This is a genomic window from Streptomyces cathayae, from assembly GCF_029760955.1.
GTDB classification, from domain to species: domain Bacteria; phylum Actinomycetota; class Actinomycetes; order Streptomycetales; family Streptomycetaceae; genus Streptomyces; species Streptomyces cathayae.
The window spans coordinates 4,666,784-4,692,649 of the sequence record NZ_CP121682.1 but is presented as its reverse complement, the minus strand read 5'-3'; the positions used below and the strand labels follow the sequence as shown (position 1 = coordinate 4,692,649).

Sequence of the window (25,866 nt, the reverse complement as noted above, 5' to 3'; positions counted from 1 at the left end):
CCGGCTTCCTCGGCCGACCGCCGCAGCGAGCCGCACAGTAGCCGGAGCGGCACGGTCGGTGAGACGACGGCCCGGAACCCCCGTACCACCGGGGTTCCGGGCCGTTCCGTGATCCAATCTCCCCCAGGATGTGACCTATCTCCCTCGCCGAGGAGATCCTCGCAGGTCAGAGCCCTGTCCCCACCCAGTCCGGAAACCACACTCTGTCCGTTTCGTGACGTTACGCACTGACAGATGGTTAGTCCGCCCTTCAAGCTGATGTAGGAAGTCGGGGGTCGACTTTGAACCGGGAGTACGTCAGTGAGCGCCATGCCGATCGCCCTGCTGGTCACCACGGTCGCCACCGGCGCCGTGGGCGTCGCTGTCCTGCGCAGCATCTGGGTGCTGCGCCGACAGGTCGCGGCTCTGCACACCGAGCTGGCCAGGAACAACGCCGCCGCCCTGCGCGCGCTGCTGCCCGCCGCCCGCTCGGCCCATGCCGAGGAGATACGCGTGGCCGTGGCCGAGGCCCTCGCGGAGGAACGGGAACGGGAGCTCGCCGAGGCGCGGGCGTTCTGGGCCGCCCAGGAGGCCCGTGACGTCTCCGACGCGCCGACCCTGCTGGGTCTGGCCGACAGTGAGCTGTTCCTGCCGCGGCAGGCCGATTTCGTCGGTCTGGAGCCGGTGACCGAGCCGGGCACCGACGCCGACCCGTACGCGCCCAAGGACTCCAAGGACTTCAGGGACCCCAAGGATCCCAAGGACCTCGTCCAGGGCGGCACCTCCGCGGACTCCCCCGAGCTGGCCGCGGCCCGCCGGCGGCACCCCTCGCACCCGGACTTCGTTCCCGTTCCGGTCCCGGCCGTCGCCGACGACGAGCGCACCGTGTCCACGCTGGAGGAGCTGGCCGCCTCCGAGGTGGAGCTGACCGACGTCCGTCCCGGCCCGCTGGGCACGCTGGACGTCTACGTCTTCGCCGACGGCACGACGCTGTGCATGACACCGGGCCACCGCGAGACCGCGGAGCGCCTGGCCGCGGCCCTGCGCGAGGGCGAGACCCCGTTCCTGCTCGGCGGCTCCGGCGTCTCGGGCGCGTACACCCTGACCTTCGCCTGCGGCGAGGAGAACGTCTACATCCTGGCGGACCGCGTCATCGCGTCCCTCTGACCCGGGGATGACCCGGGGATGACCCGGCGCTGCTCCAGGGCTGACCCGGGGCGCCTCCTCCGCGGTCGCCTACACCCCGGCGCGTTTCTGCGCCTCCTCCACGAGCCGCACCGCCTCCTCGACCTCCCTCTCGTCCCTCAGTACGAGGGCCAGGTCGTGGCCGGCGACGGAGATCTGGTCGGCGGCGGCGAACATGCCCGCGTCGGGCATCTCGCGGGGCTCGGTGCCCGGCTCCTCGACACGCTGGGTCCACCGCGCCAACTCCCTGGCCAGAGCGAGCGCCTCGGCAGCGGCTCCCCGCTGCAGCCGGCTCTGCGGCGCGGCCCGCAGGCGGTCGGCGAAATGGTCCACGGCACGGGTGAGCGGCGTCGTATCAAGCACGCGGTGAGCGTACGCGGCGTGGCAGGGCTGTTGCCAACGGACGAACACTCAGGCACGGTGACCTGAAGGACCGGCTCACACCCCTGCGCTGGAGGCGCCGATGTCCCAAGTCTTCTCCGAGGAGACCCATCGCAACCTGCTCGCCCGTATCCCGCGCTGCACCGGTCGTGAGATCTCCGACTGGCTGCGCACCGTCGAAGAAGGCCCGTCCCTCTTCCGCTTCGAGGAGAAGGTCAGCTGGCTCCGCCACGAGTACGACCTGGCGTACGGCCACGCCAAGGCGATCGTCCACGAGTACGACCTGAGAAGGGCCGCGCGCAAACTGCTCTAGGCACACGCGCCCCCTGGCCGGCACGTCCCACCGTCCGCACCACGGCGAAGGGCCCCGGGGAGACCCCGGGGCCCTTCGCGTGCACGTGCCACCACTGTGGCGTGGCGTCAGTCGCTGCTGTTGAAGATCGCGATGAGCCGCAGGAACTCGAGGTAGATCCACACCAGCGTCAGCGTGAGGCCGAAGGCCGCGAACCATGCCTCCTCGCGCGGAGCGCCGTAGGCGAGGCCGTCCTCGACCTGCTTGAAGTCCAGGGCGAGGAAGCAGGCACCGAGGATGATGCCGACGATGCCGAAGACGATGCCGAGCGGGCCGCTGCGGAAGCCGAGGCCGTCACCGCCGCCGAACACCGCGAACAGCAGGTTCACGCCCATCAGCAGGATGAAGCCGAGCGCGGCCGCCATCACGAAGCCGTAGAAACGGCGGTTGACGCGGATCCAGCCCGCCTTGTACGCCACCAGCACGCCGGCGAAGACCGCCATGGTGCCGAGCACGGCCTGCATGGCCGCACCGTTGGCGACATGGGTGTCGACGATGTTGGAGATGACGCCGAGGAAGACACCCTCGACGGCGGCGTACGTCAGGATCAGCGCGGGCGAGGCCTTGCGCTTGAACGACTGCACGAGCGCCAGGACCATGCCGAGCAGCGCGGCGCCGATGCCGATGCCGTAGGCCCGGCTGATGTTGGCCTCGTCGACGGGCAACAGGGCCCAGGAGAGGGCCGCGGCGACGATGAGCAGGCCGAGCGTGCTCGCCGTGCGCATGATGACGTCGTCGATGGTCATCCGGCCGGTCGCGGCCGGCGCCTGCGGCGGCGCGCCGTGCTGCAGATCCTGCTGTCCGTACGGGTTCTGCGCGTAGGGGTTCTGCGCGTACGGGCTACCGGTGGGCTGCGCGTACGGGTTGCCCTGCGTGGCGACAGCGGGACCCCCGGCCTGCGGCGCGGTGTTGAAGCCCGCGTAGCCGTTGTCGCGGCTGAACCCCCGTCGCGAGAAGACCGGGTTTCTGCTCCTCATTGCACTCCTCCATGGCCACACAGCATGGCCTTGGGCTCAAGAGTAATGGGTAGGCAAAGGAAAGACCCCCTGCCTAGGAAGGATCTTTCCCTCGTCATGCTGCGCAACACGCTACGCGGCCGCGTGATTCCCCTCACCGCAGGGGCTCGAACCATGACCGACCTGGAACCTGTCCGGAACCGGCCGGAGATCACCCGCGGCCGGCCGCTCCCGCACCGTCCCCGGTCTCCTCGGAGGCCGCCTCGACGATCACATGCCGGCCGGAGACCTCGAGGACCGGCCCGGGAACGGTGATGCGCACGGGCGTCCCATCGGCCCGGCCCTTGCCGTGGTCGCCCAGCACCAGCCCGGAGCCCCACCCCCAGAGCCCGCCGTCGGTGTCGACGGCGAGGCCGGTGTACTGGAAGGCCGCGATGCTCCGGACGGCGGGAAGGCCCCGCACCCGGACCGGCTTCGCCGAGGAGTGCTCCGAGGTGTCGCCGTCGCCGAGGACACCGCTCGCCCCGCGCCCCCAGGCCCAGACGGCACCGTCCTCGTCGAGGGCGAACGCGAGGTCCTCGCCGCCCGCCACCCGCACGATGTTCTCCAGCCCCGGCACCAGCACCGGACGCCCGGTCTGGCCGCCGTGCGGCTCCACGCCGAGCAGTCCGTGAGCGTTGTTCCCCCAGGCGCAGACCCGGCCGTCGCCCCTCACCGCGACCACCGCGCCGCCCGCCGAGGCCACGTCGACGACGCCCTCGACGCCGTCGACCTCCGTCAGGCCGGTGCCGTCCTCGTCCCCCAGGACGTCGGTGAGGTTGATGCCCCACCCGAGCACCCGCCCGTCGGACCGCAGGGCGAACGTGGTGAGGGACCCCGGCCCCATGGAGACGACGTCCTCGGCACCGGGGACGGTGCGGGGCGTGGGCACCCCCTGGTGCCCTTCCCTCTTCCCCGCGTTGACCAGGATGTTCTGCGACCCCCAGGCCGTCACCGTGCCGTCCCGCCGTACGACGAAGAACGTCTCACCGCCGACGTGGACGGAGCGCGCGTCGCTGATCCCGGCCACCCGGCGCGGCTCGCCCTCGTAGACGCGTTCGTGCGCACCCTGCCCCAGGGAGCCCTTGATGTTGGTGCCGTACGCCCAGACGGTGCCGTCGGCCTTCACCGCCACGGTGGTGTAGCCGCTGTCGGCGACCGAGACGACGTCCGACCACCCCGGCACCGCGCCCCCGGCCCGCGCACCGTCGGGCAGACCGGAGTGCGGCCCGTACGCCCACACCGCACCGGTCTGCGGCCGCGCCGGGTCCGGACGCCCGGCGGACCCCCCGTCCGGACAGCCCGGCGCCCCGATCACCGCCCGGTCCGCCTTGCTGCACCCGGCCAGCCCGAGCACGGCCACCCCCGCGACCAGCACCCGCAGCCACACCGAACCGACCACAGCCCCCACCCCCGTCGAGAAACCCCCGAGGCACGAACCGCCCCGGACACCCGGATCATCACATCCCCCTGACCCGTTTCCGATGAGTCGTCGTACTCACAAAGGGTGTGGGCGGTACCCAGGTCCGAGGTCTACGAGACTCGGAAAACCCTGGAAGCCGTCTGCGCCCGCGACGCCGACAAGCTGGAGCGCACGATCCAGGGCATCGAGTACGAGGCCCAGGTCCCACCGGGCGACAGGTCCACCACCGCGCCACCGGCTCGGCATTCCCACGGATCGGCCACGGTGGGGGTGATAGTGCCCGGAGCCGGACTTGAACCGGCACGCCCCTCGCCGGGGCAGCGAGGTTTAAGCTCGCCGTGTCTGCATTCCACCATCCGGGCAGGCCAAGGGCTCCGCGTCGGGCACCCGCCGAGCCTATCGGGACCCCTCTCCCCCACAGCAGGGCGGTGACCCCATGTTGTCTTATTTTATTGGCGCCTGAGGGAGCATCAGGCCACGGAAAGCGCCATCAGCACTTGCCACAAGCCTTGTTGACCAGGGCCGGCCGCGCATGCGGAATGACGGAATTTCACCGTACGAACAAGGGCGCTCCACCCGTTCTGCCGATGTCCACCGCTCGGGCCGTCTCCTCCCGGAGGCAGGGGCGGGCGTCATCCCCAGGTATGACCGCCGCCCCGGCGGTCAGCCCCGAGTCGCCCCCCACAACCGGAGCAGCGGCTGACTACACGGCGGTGAACACGCGAAACGATGGACCACGTCCCCGTTCCGGCGAAACAGCCGTCCCGACAGGAGTGTCCATCCCGTGACCACCGCACCCTCCCCCGGACTCCGCCCGGGGGGACCCCCCGCCGACCGGATCACCACCGTGGCCGCGCGCGCCACGGACCTGTCGAAGATCTACGGCCAGGGCGAGACCCAGGTGGTCGCCCTCGACCAGGTCTCCGTCGGCTTCCAGCAGGCAGAGTTCACCGCGATCATGGGCCCGTCGGGGTCCGGCAAGTCCACGCTGATGCACTGCGTCGCCGGTCTCGACACGTTCTCGTCCGGTTCCGTGCGCATCGGTGACACCGAGCTGGGCTCCCTGAAGGACAAGCAGCTGACCAAGCTGCGCCGGGACAAGATCGGCTTCATCTTCCAGGCGTTCAACCTGCTGCCGACCCTCACGGCCCTGGAGAACATCACCCTTCCGATGGACATCGCGGGGCGCAAGCCGGACAAGGAGTGGCTGGAGAAGGTGATCCGGATGGTCGGCCTGTCCGACCGGCTGAGCCACCGGCCCGCGCAGCTGTCCGGCGGGCAGCAGCAACGGGTGGCCGTGGCGCGGGCGTTGGCCTCCCAGCCCGACATCATCTTCGGCGACGAGCCCACCGGAAACCTGGACTCCCGCTCCGGCGCCGAGGTGTTGGGCTTCCTGCGCAACTCCGTGCGCGAGCTGGGGCAGACGGTGGTCATGGTGACCCACGACCCGGTCGCCGCGGCCTACGCGGACCGGGTGGTGTTCCTCGCGGACGGCAGGATCGTGGACGAGATGCACGGGCCGACGGCCGACTCGGTGCTCGACCGCATGAAGAAGTTCGACGCCAAGGGGCGCACCAGCTGAGACAACGTCAGCAGGGTCACGTCCGCCGTTGATCGAGGTTCCGTCAGCGGTCGACGCCCCGATGCCGACGCCCCGCCGCACCTCCCGCGGCCCGCATCCCCACCCTCATACCTACATACCCGAGAAGACACCCATGTTCCGTACCGCCTTGCGCAACGTGCTCGCGCACAAGGCCCGGCTCCTGATGACCGTGCTCGCCGTGATGCTCGGCGTGGCCTTCGTGTCGGGGACCCTGGTCTTCACCAACACCATCTCCGACGCTCTCCAGAAGCAGTCCGCCAAGGGCTTCGACCACATCGACGTCGCCGTCACCGCCGAGTGGAGGGAGCCCGAGGGCGACAAGCCCGGCGAGTACCACGAGCTGACTCCGGCCATGGTCGACGACAGCGCCGGGGTGCCCGGTGCCGCGCGGGCCATCGGGGTCGTCCAGGGGTTCACCGCCCTCGCGGGCAAGGACGGCAAGCTGGTCGGCGACGGCTTCCAGTCGCAGGGCGGCAACTACTGGGGCGACGACGACCCCCGCTACCCGCTGACCGACGGACGCGCGCCCAAGGGCGCCGACGAGATCCTCATCGACTCCGAGACCGCGAAGCGCACCGGCTACCAGGTCGGTGACACCGTACGGATGTCGGTCGACGGTCCCGTGCTGGAGCCGGTCGTCACCGGTGTCTTCACCACGGACGACGGCAATGTCGCGGCCGGTGGAAGCCTCACCCTGTTCGACACCGCGACCGCGCAGAGGATGTTCGGCAAGGCGGGCACGTTCGACGAGATCGCCGTCAAGGCGAAGGACGGCGTCTCCGAGGCGGCGCTGCAGTCGCAGCTGGAGAAGGCGCTGCCCGCCGGCACCGTCAGCACCAGAACCGGCGGCGAACTCGCCGACGCGCAGGCGGAGATGATCGCCTCGTCGATGAGCGGTCTGAAGCAGGGCCTGCTGGTGTTCGCCGGTATCGCGTTGTTCGTCGGTACGTTCATCATCGCCAACACCTTCACCATGCTGGTCGCCCAGCGCACCAGGGAACTGGCGCTGATGCGCGCGGTCGGCGCCTCCCGCCGGCAGGTCACGCGGTCGGTGCTGATCGAGGCGTTCCTGGTGGGTGCGGTCGCCGCCGTGGTCGGGCTGCTCACCGGTGTCGGCATCGGCGCCGGGCTGCGGTCCCTGGTGGGGTCGCTGGGCGCGACCATGCCCGACGGCCCCCTGGTGGTCACGCCGGGCACCGTCGGCACCGCGTTCGCGGTCGGCATCCTGATCACCATGCTCGCCGCCTGGCTGCCCGGGCGGCGGGCCGCGAAGATCCCGCCGGTGGCGGCGATGAGCTCGGTGCACGCCCAGGCGACGACCAGGTCGCTGGTGCTGCGCAACACGCTCGGCGCGCTCTTCGCGGGGGCCGGTGTCGCGGTGGTCCTCGTGGCCACGACGATGGACGCCTCGGACGGCCAGGCCCCCATGGGGCTCGGCGCGGTGCTGCTGATCATCGGTGTGTTCGTCCTGACGCCCCTGCTGTCCCGCCCGCTGATCGCCGCCGCGGCTCCGGTGCTCCGCCTCTTCGGGGTGTCCGGGAAGCTGGCCCGGCAGAACTCGGTGCGCAATCCGCGCCGTACCGCCGCGACCGCGTCCGCGCTGATGATCGGTCTCACCCTGATCACCGGTATGACGGTGGTGGCGGGCAGCCTGCAGAAGTCCATCGACAAGATGGCGTCCTCCTCGATCAAGGCCGACTACGTGGTGTCCATGGCGAACGGCCACGGGCTGACGCCGGACGTGGGGCGCATGCTGCGGGAGGCCGACGGCGTCACCGCCGTCAGCCCCATGCGCAACGCGGCGGCCCGCATCGACGGGGAGACCGCGTTCCTGACCGGTGTCGACGGCGCCGCGATCGGCGGGCTGACCGAGTTCCCGGTCCGGGAGGGCGCCTTCGAGGTGGGCGGCACGCGGATCGTCGTCGACCACGAGACGGCCGAGCGCCGCGGCTGGAAGGCCGGTTCCGGCCTCACCATCGCCTACGAGGACGGCAAGAAGCAGAAGCTGACGGTCGCCGGTGTCTACGAGGGCAACGAGATGTTCCGCGGCATCATGCTCGACACCGCGACGCTCGCCCCGCACCAGTCGGACCCGGACGACATGCTGCTCCTGGTGAAGACCTCCGACGGCGCCTCCGACGCGGCGAAGGACAGTCTGGCGAAGGCCCTCGGCGCCAACCCCGCGATCAAGGTCCAGGACAAGCAGGACCTCTCCAACGAGCTGGCGCAGATGTTCACGCTGATCCTGAACATGGTCTACGGCCTGCTGGCCATGGCCGTGCTGGTCGCGGTGATCGGGGTCATCAACACCCTGGCCATGTCGGTGTTCGAGCGGTCCCAGGAGATCGGCATGCTGCGCGCGATCGGCCTGGACCGCCAGGGCGTCAAGCGGATGGTCCGCCTGGAGTCCCTGGTGATCTCCCTGTTCGGCGGGGTGCTCGGCATCGGGCTGGGCGTGTTCTTCGGCTGGGCGGCCGGTCAGCTCCTGGGTGCCAGGATGCCGACGTACGAACTGGTCCTGCCCTGGGAGCGGCTGACGCTCTTCCTGCTGCTGGCCGGTGTCGTGGGCGTGCTGGCGGCGCTGTGGCCGGCCCGGCGGGCGGCCCGGCTGAACATGCTGCAGGCGATCAAGACCGAGTGACCGGGCAGGAGGCGCGGCACGCGCGGCCGAACAGCACGCGCGGGCGGGCCCCGTCGCGGTGACCGACGACCGGTCACCGCGACGGGGCCCGCCCCTTCCGCGTCGGGGCCCGGGGTGAGCCGGTCAGTTCCAGGTGCGGGCGCGCAGGGGGAGGCCGGAGGTGCCGGAGGCGGGGGTCTTCACGGCCAGCACCTGGTTGACGCCGATGCGGCCGTGTTCGAAGGCGAGCGCGGAGGCGGCCATGTACAGCAGCCAGACGCGGGCACGTCCCGGGCCGGCGAGTTCGACGGCCCGGTCCCACCCCGCCTCCAGCTGCGCCACCCAGCGGCGCAGGGTGAGGGCGTAGTGCTCGCGGAGCGACTCGACGTCACACGCCTCGAAGCCGGCCCGCTCCAGCAGGGACACCGTGGTGCCCACGGGGGCGAGTTCACCGTCGGGGAAGACGTAGGCGTCCATGAACGGGTTCAGGCGGTACGCCGATTCGTCCCGCTGCGGGCGGCGCGCGATCTGGTGGTTCAGCAGCCGTCCGCCGGGCTTCAGGAGGCGGTGCAGGACCGTGGCGTACTCCAGGTACCGCTGGGAGCCGACGTGTTCGGCCATGCCGATCGAGGAGATCGCGTCGTAGGGGCCGTCCGGGACGTCCCGGTAGTCCTGGACCCTGATCTCGACGCGGTCGGTGAGCCCTTCGTCGGCGACGCGCTTACGGGCGTAGGCGGCCTGCTCCCCGGAGAGGGTGATGCCGACGACGTCCACCTCGTGCTCGCGGGCGGCGTGGATCGCCATGGAGCCCCAGCCGCAGCCGACGTCCAGCAGGCGCCGGCCCGGTGTCAGGGCGAGCTTGCGGCAGACGAGTTCCAGCTTGTCGCGCTGGGCCTCCTCGAGGGTGCCCCGCGGGGGCGGGGCCGGCCAGTAGGCGCAGGAGTACACCATGGACGGGCCGAGGACGATCTCGTAGAAGTCGTTGCCGACGTCGTAGTGGTGGCTGATGGCGCGTCGGTCGCTGCGCTTGGTGTGCAGGCCGCGGCGGGGCCTGCGGGCCTCCTCCGGGGGCGGGCCGGGCGGCAGCGGCGGGCCGGCCAGCGCGAGGAGGCCGCGGACGGCGGAACGGACCTCGGGGTCGCGCAGCGACCGGGCCGGGGCGGGGGCGCCCTCAGCGCGCTCCCAGAGGAGGCCGGAGAGCAGGTCGAGGGCGGTGTAGAGGTCGCCGTCGACGCCCAGGTCGCCGGCCACCCAGGCGCGGGCGAGGCCGAGTTCGCCCGGCTTCCACAGCAGGTGGCGCACGGCCCGGCGGTTGCGTACGACGAGGGTCGGTGCGCCCGGGGGGCCGGCCTGTGATCCGTCCCAGGCGCGGATGCGCAGCGGGACGGGCGTGCCCAGCAACTGTTCGACGAGGCCCTTCAGCCGCGGAGCGGCGTCTCTCATGGTGTACACCTCCGCTAGGTGCGTCCCCTGCTCGAGCGAGGTCGAGAGCTCGGGGAAGGCGATCCCGGAATGTCCTCACCACGTAAACACCTGCGGCCGCCGGAACGTACCCGGCACGCGTCAGAAACAGGCAAAAGCACCGAAGGGGCCACCCGCACCACGGATGGCGGGCGACCCCTTCGGGTGACCGATGAGCCTGGGACCGGACGGGTCCGGGACCGGTCCGGGGACCGGCGGCTCAGGAAGCCTTGGCCTCGGCCTTCTCCGTCTTCTCGGTCTTCACCGGCTCCGCGGCCGCGGGCACCGGCGCCGGCTTCGCGGCCTCGTAGAACTCCTCGCGCGGGGACTCGATCGCGCCCAGGGACACGACCTCGCGCTTGAGGAACATGGCGAGGGTCCAGTCGGCGAAGACACGGATCTTGCGGTTGAAGGTCGGCATCGCCATGCCGTGGTACGTGCGGTGCATGTACCAGGCCAGCCGGCCCTTCAGCTTGATCTTCATCTTGCCGACGACGATCATCGCGACGCCCTTGTGCAGGCCGAGGCCCGCCACCGCGCCCTTGTTGGCGTGGCTGTACTCCTTCTGCGGGAAGCCCCTCATGGCGGAGACCACGTTGTCGCCGAGCACCTTGGCCTGGCGCAGCGCGTGCTGGGCGTTCGGCGGGCACCAGGCGTTCTCGTTGCCGGCCTTGCGGCCCACGAGGTCCGGCACCTGGGCGTTGTCGCCCGCGGCCCAGATGTAGTCACTGTCGGTGACCTGGAGGGTCGGCTGGGTGTCGACGTGGCCGCGCGGGCCCAGCGGCAGGCCGAAGCGGGCCAGGGCCGGGTTGGGCTTGACGCCCGCCGTCCACACGATGGTGTGGGAGTCGACCTCGAGGCCGTTCTTCAGCACGACGTGGCCGTCGACGCAGGAGTCCATGGAGGTGGAGAGGTAGACCTCGACGCCGCGGCTCTCGAGGTGCTCCTTGCCGTACTGGCCGAGCTTCGGACCCACCTCGGGGAGGATCTTGTCGGCGGCGTCGACGAGGATGAAGCGCATGTCCTCACGGGACACGTTCTTGTAGTACTTGGCCGCGTCCCGGGCCAGGTCCTCGACCTCGCCGATGGTCTCCGCGCCCGCGAAGCCGCCGCCGACGAAGACGAAGGTGAGCGCCTTGCGGCGGATCTCCTCGTCCGTGGTGGAGTCGGCCTTGTCGAGCTGCTCGAGGACGTGGTTGCGCAGGCCGATGGCCTCCTCGATGCCCTTCATGCCGATGCCCTGCTCGGCGAGGCCGGGGATCGGGAAGGTGCGGGAGACCGCGCCGAGCGCGATCACCAGGTAGTCGAAGGGCAGTTCGTAGGCCTCGCCGACCAGCGGCGCGACCGTGGCGACCTTGCGGTCCTGGTCGATGGTGGTGACCCGGCCGGTGAGGACCTCCGCCTTGGGAAGCACGCGTCGCAGGGGGACGACGACGTGCCGCGGGGAGATGTTGCCGGCGGCGGCTTCGGGCAGGAAGGGCTGGTAGGTCATGTACGACCGCGGGTCGACGACGGTGACGGTCGCCTCGCCGTAGCGCATCTTCTTCTGGATGCGCCGAGCTGCGTACAGGCCTACGTACCCACCGCCTACTACGAGGATCCTGGGACGCTCCGTGGTGCTCATGCCATCGAGTATCCCCCCGCCCTCAGGGGTGAGCTCGTGCGCCCCTTCACAAGCTCGGTCAGTGCCTGTGTTACACTTCCCGACTTTTGTGATCAAGTCCACGCCGGGAAACGGGAACGAGTACTCGGCCCGATCCGTTGTCAATACCTCGTGAGCTGCATCTCTTTGGATTTTCGGGCACCGCGAGACCATGAGCAGGGCTTCCGCGGCGACCGGTCCGGGGGTATCCGCCCGCCCCTTCTGAACGTGTTCAAAGGGGGTTTGGGTGCCCGAAAGGGTCAACCGGGCCCTCTTCTTCGACTCACGGAGGCCGATTCCTTGTGAAGAACTTCACGAACTTTCCCGCCGACACCCGCCGGAAGGGGCCCATCGGCCCTACCGATCACCGCTCAAACGGTATCCACCCTGCTCAGCAGAGTCCTGCTCACCGACGGCGACGGACCACGCGATGCCGTCCAGGATGCCCCACGGACGCGGCTCCCGTATCCAGCAGCGTGTACACGCGAGCGCGTACACTTGACTCATGACCGATAACACCGTGACCGTCAGGGACGCACGCGCACACCTCTCGGAACACATCAACCGGGCCGAGGAAGGCACTCCGACGGTCATCACACGCAACGGCGCCCCGGTCGCCGCAGTCGTGCCGATCTCCGACTTCGAAGCACTGGAGGAGGCTGCTGACGTGATGCTGGCCCGCGAGGCGGAAGCAGTTCTGGCCGACGGCGGGCCCACCGTTTCCATGGCCGAGTTGCTGGCGGACCTGTTCAGCGAGCGCGGTGAAGGCGCGGCGTGAAGTACGCGTTCCGGTTCACCACGGCAGCACAGCGGCAGCTCCGGTCCATCAGCCGGCACGACGCGATGCGCATCCTCACCGCACTGACCGCGCTCGGCGACGATCCGTACCGCGAGGACGCCGACGTCAAGAAGCTCACCGGCCCGTCGGGGCTCTACCGGCTGCGGGTCGGCAGCTACCGGGTCGCCTACCAGATCAACGACGGCGAACTCGTCATCCTCGTCGTCAAAGTGGGCGACCGACGGGACGTCTACCGCAACCTGTAGCGCCCCGTCCCCTCTCTCATCCCTCGTCGATCGCCAAGGACCACGCGATGCCGTCCAGGATGTCGTGTTCGCTGACCACGACCTCCTTCGCGTCGATCCGTTCCATGATCGAGAGGAGGACGAGGGCACCCGCCCCGATCACGTCGACGCGGCCCGGGTGCATGGACGGGACCGCCGCGCGCTCGGCGTGGGTGGCGCGCAGCAGCCACTCGGTGATCTCGCGGACGCGTTCCCGGGAGACCCGGGAGTGGTGGATGGCCGCCGAGTCGTACGCGGGAAGGTCCTGGGCGATCGCCGAGACCGTCGTGACCGAGCCGGCCAGGCCGACCAGGGTGCGCGCCTCGCGCAGCGGGACCGTCTCCTCGGCCCGGTCGAGGGCGGCCTCGATGTCGGCGCGCATCGCCGCGATCTGCCGCTCGGTCGGCGGGTCCGCCACCGCCCCGTCCCGCACCAGGTGCCGCTCGGTCATCCGCACACAGCCCACGTCGACGGACCGGGCCCCGCCCACGCGGTCGTCGCCGACGACGAACTCGGTGGAGCCGCCGCCGATGTCCACCACCAGGAACGGGCGGCGCAGGTCAGCCCGCCCCGTCAGTTCCTTGGTGGCGCCGGTGAAGGAGAACTCGGCCTCCTGGTCGCCGGTGACGACCTCGGGCTCCACGCCGAGGACGTCCAGCACCCCGCGCACGAACTCGTCCCGGTTCTCGGCGTCGCGGGAGGCGGAGGTGGCGACGAAGCGCAGGCGCTGCGCGCCGTGCTCCTTGATGGCCTCCGCGTACGCACGGCAGGCGGCGAACGTCCGCTCCAGCGCCTCGGGGGCGAGCCGGCCCGTGCGGTCGACGTCCTGGCCGAGCCGGACGATCGTCATGCGCCGGTCCAGGTCGACGAGTTCACCCGTCCGGGGGTCGGCGTCGGCCACCAGGAGCCGGATGGAGTTCGTACCGCAGTCGACGGCGGCGACCCGGGTCATCGGTCGTCCTCCTTGGAAGTGGCCGGCTCGTCGCCGGGCGGGGTCACGCACGGGCCCTTGCGCCACCACTGGGGCAGCATCGCGAGCGCCTCGTCGCCCAGCGGGTTGACGCCGGGGCCGGCGGCCAGCGAGTGGGCGACCAGGACGTGCAGGCACTTCACCCGGTCCGGCATCCCGCCGGCGCTCGGGAAGTTCCTCAGTTCCTCGATCTCGTCGCGGCGCCGGATGTAGTCCTCGTGCGCCGCGCGGTAGGCGGCCGCCAGCTCCGGGTCCGCCGCCAGCCGCTCCGTCATCTCCTTCATCACGCCGTTCGCCTCCAGCGTGCCGATCGCGGAGTTCGCCTTCGGGCACGTCAGGTAGTACAGCGTCGGGAAGGGGGTGCCGTCGGGCAGCCTCGGCGCGGTCTCGACGACGTCGGGCTGTCCGCAGGGACAGCGGTGCGCGATGGCGCGCAGCCCGCGCGGGGGCCGCCCGAGCTGCTGCTTGAAGGCCTCGACGTCCGCGTCGGTCGGCTCGGTGCGCGGGGTCGTGGGCGGAGGGGTGTCCATACGTGTCTTTCTGCGGGTCTCTGTACGGGACGTGCGGCCCTCCCGGACTCCTGGAGGGCTCCTGAAGGGCTTCAGCGGGCCCAGAGGGCTCCGGAAGGCGGTGGCCCGGAACGACGGCTGAGGGTAGTAAGGCTAAACCCGGGGCTCACCGCGCGGCGGCGTCGGACCTGTCGACCCCGTCCCAGACGTTCGCGTACCAGGGGCGGTCGGCCGCTCCGAGGTCGGTGCGCGACTTCTCGGCCGTGCCCGGGTCGATCACGATGTAGCCGGTCTCGCCGGGCATGACGTAGTGCAGCCGCTCGCGGGCCCGCTGCTCGGCGTAGGCGTCGTCCTGCCAGCGTGCCTTGAGGTCGCGCAGTTCCTCGACCCGCCGGCGGGCCTCGTCCTGCTCCTGCTGGAGGTCGGCGATCTCGGCGCGCTGGGACACGTACTGCCGCATGGGGTAGGCGAGCGCCACGATCAGCGAGCAGACCACCAGGGCGAGCAGCGCGGCCCGGCCGGTCAGCCGGGAACGGCGGGCCTGGCGTCTGGTCTGCGAACGGTAGACCCGGGCCGCGGTCTGCTCACCGATCAGCCGGATCCTGGTAGCGGTGGAGAAGCGGTCCCGGTCCTTCACGGCCATGTCCCCGTCTCCCGTTCACATTTCATACGCGCGTACGTCCCCGGACACGGTACGGGACCGTCTCCGGGGACGTACGGACGACTGGCGGAGCCGGGTCGTCAGGCGTTGCGGAACCGCGGGAAGGCGCTGCGGCCCGCGTACACCGCGGCGTCGTCGAGGATCTCCTCGATGCGCAGCAGCTGGTTGTACTTGGCCACGCGCTCGGAACGGGCCGGGGCGCCGGTCTTGATCTGGCCGCAGTTGGTGGCGACGGCCAGGTCGGCGATGGTGACGTCCTCGGTCTCGCCGGAGCGGTGCGACATCATGCACTTGAAGCCGTTGCGCTGGGCCAGCTCGACGGCGTCCAGGGTCTCGGTCAGCGAACCGATCTGGTTCACCTTCACCAGCAGCGCGTTGGCGGTGGCCTCCTCGATGCCGCGGGCCAGGCGCTCCGGGTTGGTGACGAACAGGTCGTCGCCGACGATCTGGACCTTGTCGCCGAGCTTGTCGGTGAGGGCCTTCCAGCCGTCCCAGTCGTCCTCGAACAGCGGGTCCTCGATGGAGACCAGCGGGTACGCCTCGACCAGCTCGGCGTAGTACTCCGTCATCTCGGCGGCGGAGCGCTCCTTGCCCTCGAAGACGTACGAGCCGTCCTTGTAGAACTCGGAGGCGGCGACGTCGAGCGCCAGGGCGATCTGCTCGCCGGGGGTGTAACCGGCTTCCTTGATGGCCTCGAGGATGAGGTCGAGGGCCTCGCGGTTGGAGCCGAGGTTCGGGGCGAAGCCGCCCTCGTCGCCGAGGCCGGTGGCCAGGCCCTTGCTCTTCAGGACCTTCTTCAGCGTGTGGTAGACCTCGGTGCCCCAGCGCAGGGCCTCGGAGAAGGACTCCGCGCCGATCGGGGCGATCATGAACTCCTGGATGTCCACATTGGAGTCCGCGTGCGAGCCGCCGTTGAGGATGTTCATCATCGGCACCGGCAGCAGGTGCGCGTTGGGTCCGCCCAGGTAGCGGAAGAGGGGCAGGTCGCTGGCCTCGGAGGCGGCGTGGGCGACGGCCAGGGAGACGCCGAGGATGGCGTTGGCGCCGAGGGAGCCCTTGTTGTCGGTGGCGTCCAGGTCGAACATCGCCTGGTCGATCAGGCGCTGCTCGGTGGCGTCGTAGCCGACCAGCTCCGGGCCGATCTGCTCGATGACGGCCAGGACGGCCTTCTCCACTCCCTTGCCCTGGTAACGGTCGGGGTCACCGTCACGGAGTTCGATGGCCTCGAAGGCGCCGGTGGAGGCACCGGACGGAACGGCGGCACGACCCGTGCTGCCGTCGTCGAGGCCGACCTCGACCTCGACGGTGGGGTTGCCTCGGGAGTCCAGGATTTCCCGGGCTACGACGACGTCGATGGACGGCACGAGCATCTCCTTCATGGATGTGACGTGGATCAGCCGGGCCACGGGGCCCTGCGGAACCGAGCCTATCCGGCTCCGGGCGATCGGCCATCCGGTCGGCCGCCCCTCGGACGGAACCGAGAGTAAATTGTTTCCGAATGGAACAAAGACGGATCCGGAAACCGGGTCCCTCGTGTCCGCCGACCGGTACCGAGCACCGGACGTCGGGCACCGGGCGTCGGCAAGGACCCGCCCGTACGGAAAAGCCCCGCCCCGGTGCGTACGGGGAACACGCACCGGGGCGGGGGAAACCCCGTGGGGACGGGGAGGGGCTCCGTGGGGACGGAGCCCCCTGGGCCTGCGGCCGCGCCTTACTTCAGGTGCAGCTGCTGACCCGGGTAGATGAGGTCGGCGTCCTCGACGATGTCGTCGTTCAGCTCGAACACCTTGTTCCAGCCGCCCTTGACGTCGTGCTCCTCGGCGATCGAGCTGAGGGTGTCGCCCTTGACCACCTTGTACTCGCCGTCGCCCTTCTCGACCTTCTCGCCGGTCGGGGTGGTGACGGTCTTCTTCTCGGCGGCCGGACGCTCGTCGGAGCGGGAGGCCTTCTGCTCGGTGGAGCGCTCGGGGGCGGAGCCGGTGCTCTGCTTCTGAGTGCTCTGCTTCCGGGCGCTCTGTTCCTGAGCGTCCTGCTTCTGGGTGTTCTGCGAGTTCTGGGTGTTTTGCGAGGAACCGCTGTTCTGGTTGCCGGCGTTCTGGTTGCCGGAGCCGCCACCGGTGTGGGCGGCGTTGGACAGGCCCTTGCCGCAGACCGGCCAGGCGCCCTTGCCCTGGCCCGCGAGGACCTTCTCGGCTATCTCGATCTGCTGGGACTTGCTGGCCCGGTCGGCGGTGGCGGCGTACTGCGTGCCGCCGTAGCCGGCCCAGGTGGAGGCGGAGAACTGCAGGCCGCCGTAGTAGCCGTTGCCGGTGTTGATGGACCAGTTGCCGCCGGACTCGCACTGGGCGACGGTGTCCCACTCGGAGGCGGTGGCGGCGGAAGCGTTGCCGGCCGCCATCAGCGGGGCGGCGACGGCGGCACCCGTGACGCCGGCGACGGCGATGACCCGGGTGGCCTTGGACGGACGACGGTGCTTGCCCTTGCCGGAAAACAGCATGGAGGATCCCCTCACCGACGCCTACGAGGTGAGCTGTCGGGTTCGGGCCGGTTGAGTTGCCCGGCCGCGTCCCTCCCGGGACACGGCTTCACCCCTAGCCGATCCGGCGTCAATCTCCGGATGCGGCGCCTACCTTGGTTCCCCCGCTCCTGCCTACGGCGCATGACGCGACGAGTGTTCCCGTGCTGCCACTGGCAGGATTCGGCGTGGCGGCAGCCGGGGCCCGCGGTGGCGAGCGGTCCTGACCGTAGACACGCGCCCTGCGGATAATCAAAGACGATCAGGGCTTCTGAGACCTATCTCTCATCGCCTTTATAACGGACATTCAGCACGAAATATGACCTCAACTGCCGCCATCGACGCGCCTTTTCGAATGTCAGCCCTCGCCCGACCCGAATCCGAACACAAGCGCCTGACCGGGAAGGATGGGGTCGGAGACCGCCGCGCCCGCGGCCTCGTCGCCCCCGCTGTACTGGGTGAGCCATCCACCGCCGAGCGCAAGGGAGTCGGCGGCGACCGAGGGACCGATTCCGGCACCCACGGGAGCCCTGTCGGTCCGGGGCGAGCCGTCGAGGCCGCGCGAGAGGCCGAGACCGCCACGCGAGGCGTGCCGGCCGGAGCTTCCGGACTCGCGGTCCTCGCGCACCTGCTCCTCGGCGCTGGCGCCGCGGTGACGGCCGGTGGGGGCCTCACTCGCGGATGTGTCCGAAGAACCCGCCTTCTGTCCCGACTTGCCCGAGTCGCCCCCCTTGGCGGAGGCCGAGGCGGAGGGAGGAGCGGAAGCGGAGGGAGAGGCGTCCGGCTCGGCGTCCGAACCGCCGGACTTGGACCCTTCGTCCACCTCCTGCCCCTTACCTCCCTCAGCACTCTTGTCGCCGTTGCCCCCGTTGCCGCCCTTGCCGTCCGACGAGGCGCCGGAGGACTGCGAGGGCGCCGGGGTGGCGGAGCCTCCGGTGCCGGACGAGTCGCACGACGAGCCGCCGTCCGCGCCGGTGTCGGCGCCGGCCTTGCCCGAGTCGCCGCCCAGGCCCGACAGCAGGCCGCAGGCCCGCCACGCACCGACCCCCTGGTCGGCGAGGACCTTCTCGGCCACGGCTATCTGCTGCCCACGGCTGGCCTGGTCGGCACTGGACGCGTAGTCGAGGCCGCCGTACTTCTCCCAGTCCGCCTGGGTCAACTGCAGGCCGCCGTAGTAGCCGTTGCCGGAGTTCTGGCTCCATGAGCCACCGGTCTCGCACTCCGCGACCCGGTCCCAGGTCGGACCCTCGGCCGCGCTGGCGCCGCTGGCCCCGAGAAGCGGAATCGCGATGGCTGAGCCGGTCACTCCGGCAGCGACGACGAGAGCCGGAGCCTGGCGGGGGCGACGGTGACGCCCGTTCCCGGAGAGCATGCGGAGACCTTTCGCAGGACAACAGTTACCCGCACGGCGAGTCGAACTGCGCAGCTGTGCAACCGATGCACCGTGCTTGATGGGTGAACGTAGCCGCAGACAATCACTTGTCACAAGTTCATGCCGCGCAGATCACATGAAGATCACAGAGTTGAGTGGGTGTCACGTTTGTGCCACTTCGGCGACGAGGCGACGGACCGTGTCCGGAGGGGTCCCGACGGTCACGCCGGAGGTGTGCGGAGGCTGCACAAAAGCCACTTCGGCGGCAACCCGGCGGCCGTCACGGGCCCGTCCGGCGGATCGCTACGTCAAATGTCCGGTGACCGTTCAGGAAATCACTTCGGCCATGGGCTGAATTCCACCGGCAGGGTCCGCAGTCCGCGCATGATGAGCCCGCCGCGCCAGCGCAGTTCGGCCGGATCCGACGCGAGCCTGAGGTCCGGCAGCCGGGTCAGCAGCGTGGCGAGCGCGGTCTGGCCCTCCAGCCGGGCCAGCGGGGCGCCCAGGCAGTAGTGGATGCCGTGGCCGTACCCCAGATGCTGGTTGTCGCGCCGGGCGAGGTCGAGCACGTCGGGATCGGCGAACCGCTCCGGGTCGCGGTCCGCGGCGGCCAGGACGACGAGGACCGGGTCGCCGGCCGCGATGTGCTGTCCGCCGAGGGTGAGCGCCTCGGTGGCGAACCGCCAGGTGGCCAGCTCCACGGGCCCGTCGTAGCGCAGGAGTTCCTCCACACCGGTCTCCAGCAGCCCGCGCTCCCCGGCGGCGAGTGAGGCTTGCAGGCGCTCGCGCTGCTCGGGGTGGGTGAGCAGGGCGTAGGTGCCGTTGCCGATGAGGTTGACGGTGGTCTCGAAACCGGCGAACAGCAGGATGAACGCCATGGCGGCGGCCTCGTTCTCGGTGAGGTGCTCGCCGTGGTCGGAGGCGCGGATCAGGCCGGAGATGAGGTCCTCGCCGGGGGCGGGTTCGGCGGGCAGCGCCTCGCGCTTGCGGTGGATGAGGTCGGCGAGGTAGCCGCGCATCTTCTTCACCGACCGGGCGACCCCGCCCCGGGGCCCGCCCTGGTGCCGGATCATCATGCCCGCCCAGTCCCGGAAGTCGTCCTGGTCCTCCCGGGGGACGCCGAGCAGGTCGCAGATGGCGTAGATGGGGAGCGGGAAGGCGAACTCGTGGATGAGGTCGGCGGAGCCGCGGTCCGCGAATTGGTCGATGAGCCCGTCGGTGAGCTCCTGCACCCTGGACTCGAACTCGGCGACGCGGCGCGGTGTGAACGCCTTGCTGACCAGTCTGCGCAGCCGGGTGTGGTCCGGCGGGTCGATGTTGAGCAGATGCGTCATCAGCTCGGCCTTGCGCTCACCGGGGATGCCGGTCTTGCCCTTGGCGTGGGCGGGCTCGTCGTGGTGCGCCGGGTTCTTGGAGAGGCGGGGGTCGGCGAGGGTCTGCCGGGCGTCGGCGTACCGGGTGACCAGCCAGGCCTCCACCCCGCTGGGCAGCCGCGTCCGGTGCACGGGCGCGTGCTCGCGCAGCCAGGCGTAGGCGGGGTACGGATCGCTCGCGAACTCCCAGGTGAAGAGTTCGGGCGCGGTGCTCTCGGATTGGTGCTGGTGCTGGGGCTGGTCGGTCACGCCCCGACCGTATCTGTCCCCTTCTCCCCGAAAGCCCTCCCCTTACTCCCCCGGTTACTCCCCTACTCCCCGGCTGCTTCCCCGCCGGCCTCCTCGCCGGTCCCTTCCGCGGCCCGTATCGCGTCCCGGTACGCGCGGGCCGCCGCGCGCAGGGCCGCCTCCGGGTCGACGCCCTCCGCTTCGGCCCGTACCGCCAGGGCGAGCAGCTCGTAGCCGATGCCCTCGACCCGGGGCAGGGGGACGTCCAGGCCGGCGGTGCGGACGCGGGAGGCCAGTTTGGCGGCGAGGGCCAGGCCCGGCTGGCCCATGGGGATGCCCTCGGTGACCGAGGTGCGCTGCTTCTCGACGGCCTTGGTGCGCAGCCAGTGCGCCTTGACCTCCTCGGGGGTGGTCGCCGTCTCGCCGCCGAAGACATGCGGGTGGCGATGGATGAGCTTGGCGACGATGCCGCCGGCCACGTCGTCGACGGAGAAGGGCTCCTCCGGGTGCTCCTCGGCGATCCGGGCGTGGAAGACGACCTGGAGGAGAACGTCGCCCAGTTCCTCGCGCAGTTCCTCCCGGTCGCCCTCCTCGATCGCCTCGACGAGTTCGTACGCCTCCTCGATGCCGTACTTGGCCAGGCCCTTGTGGGTCTGCAGTGACGACCAGGGGCACTCGGCGCGGATGCGGTCCATGACCTGGACGAGGTCGAGCAGGCGGGCGCCCGGCAGGTCGTAGGAGGCGGGCAGCAGCTCCAGCTCCGGCATCCGCACGCGGCCGGTGCCCGCGAGGCGGGCCAGTCCGTCGGTCAGGGCGGGTTCGCCCTCGCCCGTCGCCACGACGACCACGGTCCGCCCGCCGGCGCAGGCCTCGACCAGGTCCCGGGCGGCCGGTGCCGCCTCCTCGACGGCTATGCCCGCCTCCCGCAGGTACGGCAGCTGCGGATGGGCGCCGTCCGCGCACAGCACCCGGTCGGCCGCGTGCAGGGCCTGCCAGGCGGGCCAGGACAGCAGGCCGGGCGCGACACGGTGGCTGGTGGTGAGCAGGACGATGCGGCCGGGCAGTACGGCGGAGGGGGCTGCGGGACTGGTTGCGTTCACGATCCGAAACTAACCCACGGAACCGCCGGCCCCCGAAAGTTGTCCACAGGGAGGCCGACGCGGTGTGACAGTAAGCCTGCCGCCTCAGGCGATCGGCTGGACTCCGTCCACCGTGACGTCCCGGACCCACGGGGTCCTGGCGTCGACGCGGCTGCTCTTCTCGTCGTCCCAGGTGCCGTAGCGCGGATTGAGGTCGACGTCGAGCTTCCTGCTCGCCTCGGACAGGGCCTGCCAGAACTCGGGCCGGCTGGTGTCGGCGCCGAGCCGCTGGGCGAGCTTCTGCGCCTGGACCTGGAGGCGGAGGTTGTCGTCGAGGCGCTGCGGCGGGATGCCGTACTGCTGCAGCCAGGCCGTCTCCAGCGCCTCGGCCCCGCCGGCCTGCTGCTCCAGACCGGCCCGCATCTGCTGGACCTCCTTGGGGGTGACGCTCACCCCGGCGTCGCGCGCGGCGCGCTCCAGCACACGGTCCAGGACCATGCCGTGCAGGGTGTCGCGGGTGAGGCTGCCGGTGCGGGCGACGGCCTGCTCGTACTGCGCCTCCGGCACCGCCTCCCGCTGGGCCGCGCGGATCTCGCCGACCCGGTCCTCCAGCTGCGACACCGTGATCCGCTGTCCGCCCACGACGGCCGCCGCGCCGGGATGCGCGTCGTTCCCGCAGGCGGTGAGCAGGGGGGCCGCCATCGTGAGGGCGGCGGTGAGGAGGAGCGCGGTGCGACGACGGCGGTGCAAGGAAACCTCCTGAGGAGAGCTTGTGCGGCGGTGCACAAAGTCCTGCGGTGATCGATAGTAGGCAGCGGCCGGGCTCTGGCCAACCCATTCGACCAACGATTCACCGCGACTTCGAGCACTGCCGACATCGGCGCTCCGGTTTCACCGTCGGCCCGAGCAAGGCCGGGGACTCCGGCGACACCGCTGGGAAAGAGATCACCGGGATCCCCGGGGCAGAGGGCGGCGGACGCGCCGAAGAACGTGCAGCAGACTTCCTGGCCGGGCCCGCTTGTGCCGCCCGATTGCTTGACCTTGCCTCCTTGCAGCGCCTTGGGGGTGGGGATGGCGTGGGGCACACGACTGCCCGTGCAAAAATAACTCATTTGTTATCATGACGGTGTACGGAACCACAGCGGGAGGACTCCATGGCCACGATCACCGTCGAGATCGACGACGACCGTCTCACCGAGATGAAGCAGCTCCTGGACACCGAGGACGACAGCGAGACCCTTACCCGGGCCGTCGAGATCGCGGCCGGGGCCATCTACCAACGCCGGGCCGCCCGGCGTCGGCTCAGCGAACTCGCCCACGAAGGCGGAGCGTTCGGTGAGGCTCCGTCAGCGTGAGCAAGGCCTTCCTCATCGACACGAGTGCCTGCAATCGCCTGTTCCGCCTGCCGGGCGTGGAGCGGGAATGGGCCCAGGTGCTCGACGCCGGACGCGTCAGCGTATGCGAGGTGACCGAACTCGAGCTGGTGCGGGCTGCCGGAGGTCGCGAAGAACGTGCTCTCCTGGATCGCTATCTCCACGATGCCTTCGGCTGGACTCCCGCTCCGGAACGCACCCTCCTGCGCGCCCGCCAGGTCCAAGAACTCCTGGTCACCTCAGGACAACACCACGGCCCGGGAGCAGTGGACCTGATGGTCGCCGCAACCGCGGAACTCTCCGGCCTGGTCCTCCTCCACTACGACGCCGACTTCGAAGCGATCGCCAAGGCCACCGGACAGCCGCACCGTTGGATCGCTCCACGCGGTTCGGTGGACTGAGGCCCCGTAGAGGCACTCTTATGCATACCAAGACCCAACTGCGTACCGGCCCCGAAGACGTCGCCCGTTTCCTCCGGCAGCTCCGCGAAGCCCATGGCCTCAGCCAACGTGCCCTGGCCACCCGGCTCGGAGTCAGCCAGGCCCGCGTGGCTCGCCTCGAAAGCGGCGCCAACAACCCCCAGCTGGACACCCTCGCCGCCTATGTCGCCGCCCTCGGCGGAACTCTCTCGCTGCATGCAGACTTCGACACCTGACATCCGGCGTACTCGCGCACCGGGACCGGGGCTTCCCTCCGGTTCGTTCAGGTCATCCGCGCATCTGTCCCAGCCAGCCCAGTGTCCGGCGGATGTCGGCGGCGAGGGGGTGGCCGGGGCCCTGGGCGCGCTCCACGTCGTGCAGCAGCCGGGCCAGGGTCTCGTGCGCGGCGGGGCGGTCGCCGAGGGCGAGCAGGAGGTGGCCGATGCGGCGGCGGACGTCATGGGCGAGCTGCGGGTCGCCCGCGGCCACGTACCGGTTCTCGTAGTACGGCAGCAGGGCCCGGTACTCGGCGAGCGCCGCCGCCGGGTCGCCGAGCTGCTCCAGGCACTGGGCGGCCTCGTAGCGGTGGCGCAGGGACTCCGGGTCGGCCTGGCCCGCCTCGGCGGCGCGTTCGGAGGCGAGGCGGCGCAGTTCGGGCAGCGCGCGCCGGTACTGGCCGTCGTCCAGGAGGGTGGCCGCGTACTGCTTGCGCAGGGTGCGCACGACCGGGGAGCGCTCGCCGTGCTGTTCCGCGGCGATCGGCAGGATCCTGCCGAGGATGTCCACGGCCTGGGTGATCCGGCCCTCGCCGAGCAGCCGCTTGACCTCGTCCACGGCGGCGGCGACATCGGCCTTCTCCGCGACGGGCGCGGGCGGTACGACGGGGGCGGGTTGGGGCGCGGGCGTGCGCGCGAGGTCCGGCCAGGGGGCGTGCGGGCGCAGGAAGGGGCGTGTGGGGTCGAGGGGCGCCCCGGTGGGCGTGCCCCGCGACGGCAGCAGCAGCGCCAGGTGCTCGTAGACCTCCTGGGCGGAGGCGGGGCGGTGCTGCGGGTCCTTGGCGAGCAGGCGCAGCACCAGAGCCTCCAGGGCCTCGGGGACCTCCTGGCGGATCTGGCGCACCGGCCGCGGTGCCTCGTAGAGGTGCCGGTGCAGCACGCCGAGCGCGGTCGAGCCCGCGAAGGGCACGTCGCCGCTGAGCAGTTCGTGCAGCAGCGCACCGAGTGCGTACAGGTCCGTGTAGGGGCCGACCGCGCCGCCCATCGCCTGCTCGGGGGCCATGTAGGCGGGTGAGCCGATGGGCGAACCGGTGTGGGTCAGGCGGGTGGTGTCGCTGTCCATCACGGAGGCGACCCCCAGGTCGAGCACGGTGACCGTGCCGTCCTGCTTGACCATCACGTTGCGCGGCTTGAGGTCGCGGTGGACGATCGGCACGGCGTGCACCGCGCTCAGCGCGGCACACAGCTGCGCGGCGACCGCCACCGCCCACTGCCACGGGTACGGGTTGTGCTCGGCGAGGTGGTCGCCGAGGTCGGCGCCGTCGACGTACTGCATGACGAGGAACAGTTCCTCGCCCGCGCTGCCCGCGTCGTGCACGGTGACCAGACCGGGGTGGTCGACCTGGGCGGTCACCCGGCACTCGCGCACGAACCGGCGGCGCAGTTCGTCGGCCTCCTGCCCGGCCACCTTGTCCGGGCGCAGCAGCTTGACCGCCACCCGCCGGTCCAGCCGCTTGTCGTAGGCCGTCCAGACCTGGCCCATGCCGCCCTGCCCGATGAGCGTGGACAGTTCGTAGCGGCCGGCGATGACCCGTTTCGCCGTCACACTCACCGTCCACCGTGGCCGTGGCCGTGGCCCTGGTCGCCGCCCTCGTGCCCGTCGCTCCTGCGCAAGTAGTCGCTGAGCTCGTCGAGTTCGGCGCGCACCTGGTCGATACGGGCCGGCTGCCCGGGATGCTGCTGCGGCATCGGGGGCACGGGGGCGGACGGCGTGGAACGGTGCGGTCCGGGCGTGGGAGGCGGTGCGGACGGCCCGGGTGTCCCGGGCATCTGCGCCTGGGGCCGCGACACGACTGTGGGCGCGTACGGCGACGCGGGCTGCGGATAGCCGTACGGGGAGGGAGTGCCGGGGCCCGACGCGTGCATCGTCGTGGCGTGGGGCGACGGCGGGCCGTGCACCCCGTACTGGCGCAGCCTGTGGTGGAAGCGGATGTCCACGGTCAGGTAGTACGCGGCGGCGCCGGTGCCGAGGATCAGGAGCATGGCCACGGCGACGTCGGTACGGGTGTCCGACTCCGGCAGCGTACCGATCACCATCAGCAGGACGACGGACACGGGCAGGCTCGCCCAGGCCGCCACCCAGTCGGCGACGCGCCCCCGCAGGAGCGCGACCCGGAACAGCGGCACGCAGGCGAGCAGCCCGCAGGACAGGAAACCGGCGGCGACGAACAGCACGCGCAGGGTGATGACCGTTGCCGTGCTGCGGGTGGGCGGTGCCACGCCGTGGCCGTACATGACTGCTCCTGAACCGGTGTGGCCGATGGGACGGGTGATAAGTCCGCACGGGGGCGGAACTCGGGTGGAAGTCCGAGCGTATAGGCCACCGGGGACAACTGGTCCGGGTTGTACCGAACCGTTGTCGTCCCGATCCCTTCGCCGTCCCTCACCC

Annotated in this window: 25 protein-coding genes, 1 tRNA gene and 1 riboswitch; of the genes, 9 read left to right on the top strand and 17 right to left on the bottom strand. The window is 71.0% G+C overall.

The features are described from left to right. The first annotated feature begins 300 nt into the window (after positions 1-300). Positions 301-1,146: a hypothetical protein gene (locus tag PYS65_RS21560; protein ID WP_279335569.1), complete on the top strand. Its 846-nt coding sequence runs from the start codon at positions 301-303 to the stop codon at positions 1,144-1,146. 69 nt (positions 1,147-1,215) lie between these two features. Here PYS65_RS21560 and PYS65_RS21555 read toward each other — a convergent pair whose 3' ends face one another. Then, positions 1,216-1,527 carry a hypothetical protein gene (locus PYS65_RS21555; protein WP_279335568.1) on the bottom strand — a complete coding sequence of 104 codons (312 nt, stop codon included), beginning with the start codon at positions 1,525-1,527 and terminating at the stop codon, positions 1,216-1,218. A 100-nt stretch (positions 1,528-1,627) separates the two neighbouring features. On the opposite strand from PYS65_RS21555, the gene PYS65_RS21550 reads away from it, so the two are divergent. After that, positions 1,628-1,858, top strand: coding sequence for a DUF4287 domain-containing protein (locus tag PYS65_RS21550; RefSeq protein ID WP_279335567.1), 231 nt, complete (start codon positions 1,628-1,630; stop codon positions 1,856-1,858). A 107-nt stretch (positions 1,859-1,965) separates the two neighbouring features. On the opposite strand, the gene PYS65_RS21545 is transcribed toward PYS65_RS21550, so the two are convergent. The 3 genes from PYS65_RS21545 to PYS65_RS21535 all read right to left on the bottom strand — a co-directional run bounded on the left by PYS65_RS21545 (position 1,966) and on the right by PYS65_RS21535 (position 4,677). Then, positions 1,966-2,874: a Bax inhibitor-1/YccA family protein gene (locus tag PYS65_RS21545; RefSeq protein ID WP_279335566.1), complete on the bottom strand. Its 909-nt coding sequence runs from the start codon at positions 2,872-2,874 to the stop codon at positions 1,966-1,968. A 190-nt stretch (positions 2,875-3,064) separates the two neighbouring features. Continuing rightward, positions 3,065-4,294, bottom strand: a complete 1,230-nt coding sequence (locus tag PYS65_RS21540; protein ID WP_279335565.1) for an RCC1 domain-containing protein — start codon at positions 4,292-4,294, stop codon at positions 3,065-3,067. 298 nt (positions 4,295-4,592) lie between these two features. Then, a tRNA-Leu gene (locus tag PYS65_RS21535) sits at positions 4,593-4,677 on the bottom strand. 422 nt (positions 4,678-5,099) lie between these two features. Here PYS65_RS21535 and PYS65_RS21530 point away from each other — a divergent pair. After that, positions 5,100-5,897, top strand: a complete 798-nt coding sequence (locus tag PYS65_RS21530) for an ABC transporter ATP-binding protein (protein ID WP_279335564.1) — start codon at positions 5,100-5,102, stop codon at positions 5,895-5,897. A gap of 133 nt (positions 5,898-6,030) precedes the next feature. Further along, positions 6,031-8,559: an ABC transporter permease gene (locus PYS65_RS21525; protein ID WP_279335563.1), complete on the top strand. Its 2,529-nt coding sequence runs from the start codon at positions 6,031-6,033 to the stop codon at positions 8,557-8,559. A gap of 123 nt (positions 8,560-8,682) precedes the next feature. On the opposite strand, the gene PYS65_RS21520 is transcribed toward PYS65_RS21525, so the two are convergent. Next, positions 8,683-9,981, bottom strand: a complete 1,299-nt coding sequence (locus tag PYS65_RS21520; RefSeq protein ID WP_279335562.1) for a cyclopropane-fatty-acyl-phospholipid synthase — start codon at positions 9,979-9,981, stop codon at positions 8,683-8,685. A gap of 238 nt (positions 9,982-10,219) precedes the next feature. After that, positions 10,220-11,623 (bottom strand): NAD(P)/FAD-dependent oxidoreductase, encoded by a 1,404-nt coding sequence (locus PYS65_RS21515; protein ID WP_279335561.1) that lies wholly within the window; start codon positions 11,621-11,623, stop codon positions 10,220-10,222. A gap of 523 nt (positions 11,624-12,146) precedes the next feature. Between PYS65_RS21515 and PYS65_RS21510 the strand changes: the two genes are divergently transcribed. Beyond that, positions 12,147-12,419, top strand: coding sequence for a type II toxin-antitoxin system Phd/YefM family antitoxin (locus PYS65_RS21510; RefSeq protein ID WP_279335560.1), 273 nt, complete (start codon positions 12,147-12,149; stop codon positions 12,417-12,419). After that, positions 12,416-12,685, top strand: a complete 270-nt coding sequence (locus tag PYS65_RS21505; protein ID WP_279335559.1) for a type II toxin-antitoxin system RelE family toxin — start codon at positions 12,416-12,418, stop codon at positions 12,683-12,685. Before PYS65_RS21510 ends, PYS65_RS21505 begins: the two co-directional genes overlap by 4 nt. A gap of 16 nt (positions 12,686-12,701) precedes the next feature. Here the strand turns inward: PYS65_RS21505 and PYS65_RS21500 are convergent, their stop codons facing one another. The 9 genes from PYS65_RS21500 to PYS65_RS21460 all read right to left on the bottom strand — a co-directional run bounded on the left by PYS65_RS21500 (position 12,702) and on the right by PYS65_RS21460 (position 22,160). Further along, positions 12,702-13,655: a Ppx/GppA phosphatase family protein gene (locus tag PYS65_RS21500; protein ID WP_279335558.1), complete on the bottom strand. Its 954-nt coding sequence runs from the start codon at positions 13,653-13,655 to the stop codon at positions 12,702-12,704. After that, the gene (locus PYS65_RS21495) at positions 13,652-14,203 is read right to left on the bottom strand and encodes a DUF501 domain-containing protein (RefSeq protein ID WP_279335557.1); all 552 of its coding nucleotides are present in this window, start codon (positions 14,201-14,203) and stop codon (positions 13,652-13,654) included. Before PYS65_RS21495 ends, PYS65_RS21500 begins: the two co-directional genes overlap by 4 nt. A gap of 145 nt (positions 14,204-14,348) precedes the next feature. Further along, positions 14,349-14,825, bottom strand: coding sequence for an FtsB family cell division protein (locus PYS65_RS21490; RefSeq protein WP_279335556.1), 477 nt, complete (start codon positions 14,823-14,825; stop codon positions 14,349-14,351). A 98-nt stretch (positions 14,826-14,923) separates the two neighbouring features. Beyond that, positions 14,924-16,207, bottom strand: a complete 1,284-nt coding sequence (gene eno / locus PYS65_RS21485) for a phosphopyruvate hydratase (RefSeq protein ID WP_279335555.1) — start codon at positions 16,205-16,207, stop codon at positions 14,924-14,926. Between the two features lie 347 nt (positions 16,208-16,554). Beyond that, positions 16,555-17,340, bottom strand: a complete 786-nt coding sequence (locus PYS65_RS21480; RefSeq protein ID WP_279335554.1) for a transglycosylase family protein — start codon at positions 17,338-17,340, stop codon at positions 16,555-16,557. A 3-nt stretch (positions 17,341-17,343) separates the two neighbouring features. Then, a riboswitch (cyclic di-AMP (ydaO/yuaA leader) is annotated at positions 17,344-17,511 on the bottom strand. Between the two features lie 205 nt (positions 17,512-17,716). After that, positions 17,717-18,730: a transglycosylase family protein gene (locus tag PYS65_RS21475; protein WP_279335553.1), complete on the bottom strand. Its 1,014-nt coding sequence runs from the start codon at positions 18,728-18,730 to the stop codon at positions 17,717-17,719. Between the two features lie 335 nt (positions 18,731-19,065). Beyond that, positions 19,066-20,352: a cytochrome P450 family protein gene (locus PYS65_RS21470; RefSeq protein ID WP_279335552.1), complete on the bottom strand. Its 1,287-nt coding sequence runs from the start codon at positions 20,350-20,352 to the stop codon at positions 19,066-19,068. Positions 20,353-20,414: 62 nt separating this feature from the next. Then, a complete protein-coding gene (locus tag PYS65_RS21465; protein ID WP_279335551.1) occupies positions 20,415-21,431 on the bottom strand; it encodes a nucleoside triphosphate pyrophosphohydrolase in 1,017 nt (338 codons plus the stop codon). Between the two features lie 84 nt (positions 21,432-21,515). After that, positions 21,516-22,160, bottom strand: coding sequence for a SurA N-terminal domain-containing protein (locus PYS65_RS21460; protein ID WP_279335550.1), 645 nt, complete (start codon positions 22,158-22,160; stop codon positions 21,516-21,518). Between the two features lie 404 nt (positions 22,161-22,564). Here PYS65_RS21460 and PYS65_RS21455 point away from each other — a divergent pair, with 404 nt between their 5' ends. The 3 genes from PYS65_RS21455 to PYS65_RS21445 are packed head-to-tail and all read left to right on the top strand — an operon-like array spanning position 22,565 to position 23,438. Next, positions 22,565-22,765, top strand: coding sequence for a hypothetical protein (locus PYS65_RS21455; RefSeq protein WP_279335549.1), 201 nt, complete (start codon positions 22,565-22,567; stop codon positions 22,763-22,765). Next, positions 22,762-23,184, top strand: coding sequence for a PIN domain nuclease (locus PYS65_RS21450; RefSeq protein WP_279335548.1), 423 nt, complete (start codon positions 22,762-22,764; stop codon positions 23,182-23,184). Before PYS65_RS21455 ends, PYS65_RS21450 begins: the two co-directional genes overlap by 4 nt. Before the next feature lie 20 nt (positions 23,185-23,204). After that, positions 23,205-23,438, top strand: coding sequence for a helix-turn-helix domain-containing protein (locus PYS65_RS21445; protein WP_279335547.1), 234 nt, complete (start codon positions 23,205-23,207; stop codon positions 23,436-23,438). A gap of 52 nt (positions 23,439-23,490) precedes the next feature. Here PYS65_RS21445 and PYS65_RS21440 read toward each other — a convergent pair whose 3' ends face one another. Together PYS65_RS21440 and PYS65_RS21435 are read right to left on the bottom strand one after the other, a co-directional pair. Next, on the bottom strand, positions 23,491-24,987 hold the full coding sequence (locus PYS65_RS21440) for a serine/threonine-protein kinase (protein ID WP_279338027.1): 1,497 nt from the start codon (positions 24,985-24,987) through the stop codon (positions 23,491-23,493). Between the two features lie 38 nt (positions 24,988-25,025). Next, complete coding sequence (locus tag PYS65_RS21435; RefSeq protein ID WP_279335546.1) at positions 25,026-25,712, bottom strand: hypothetical protein; 687 nt, start codon at positions 25,710-25,712, stop codon at positions 25,026-25,028. Positions 25,713-25,866 lie beyond the last annotated feature (154 nt).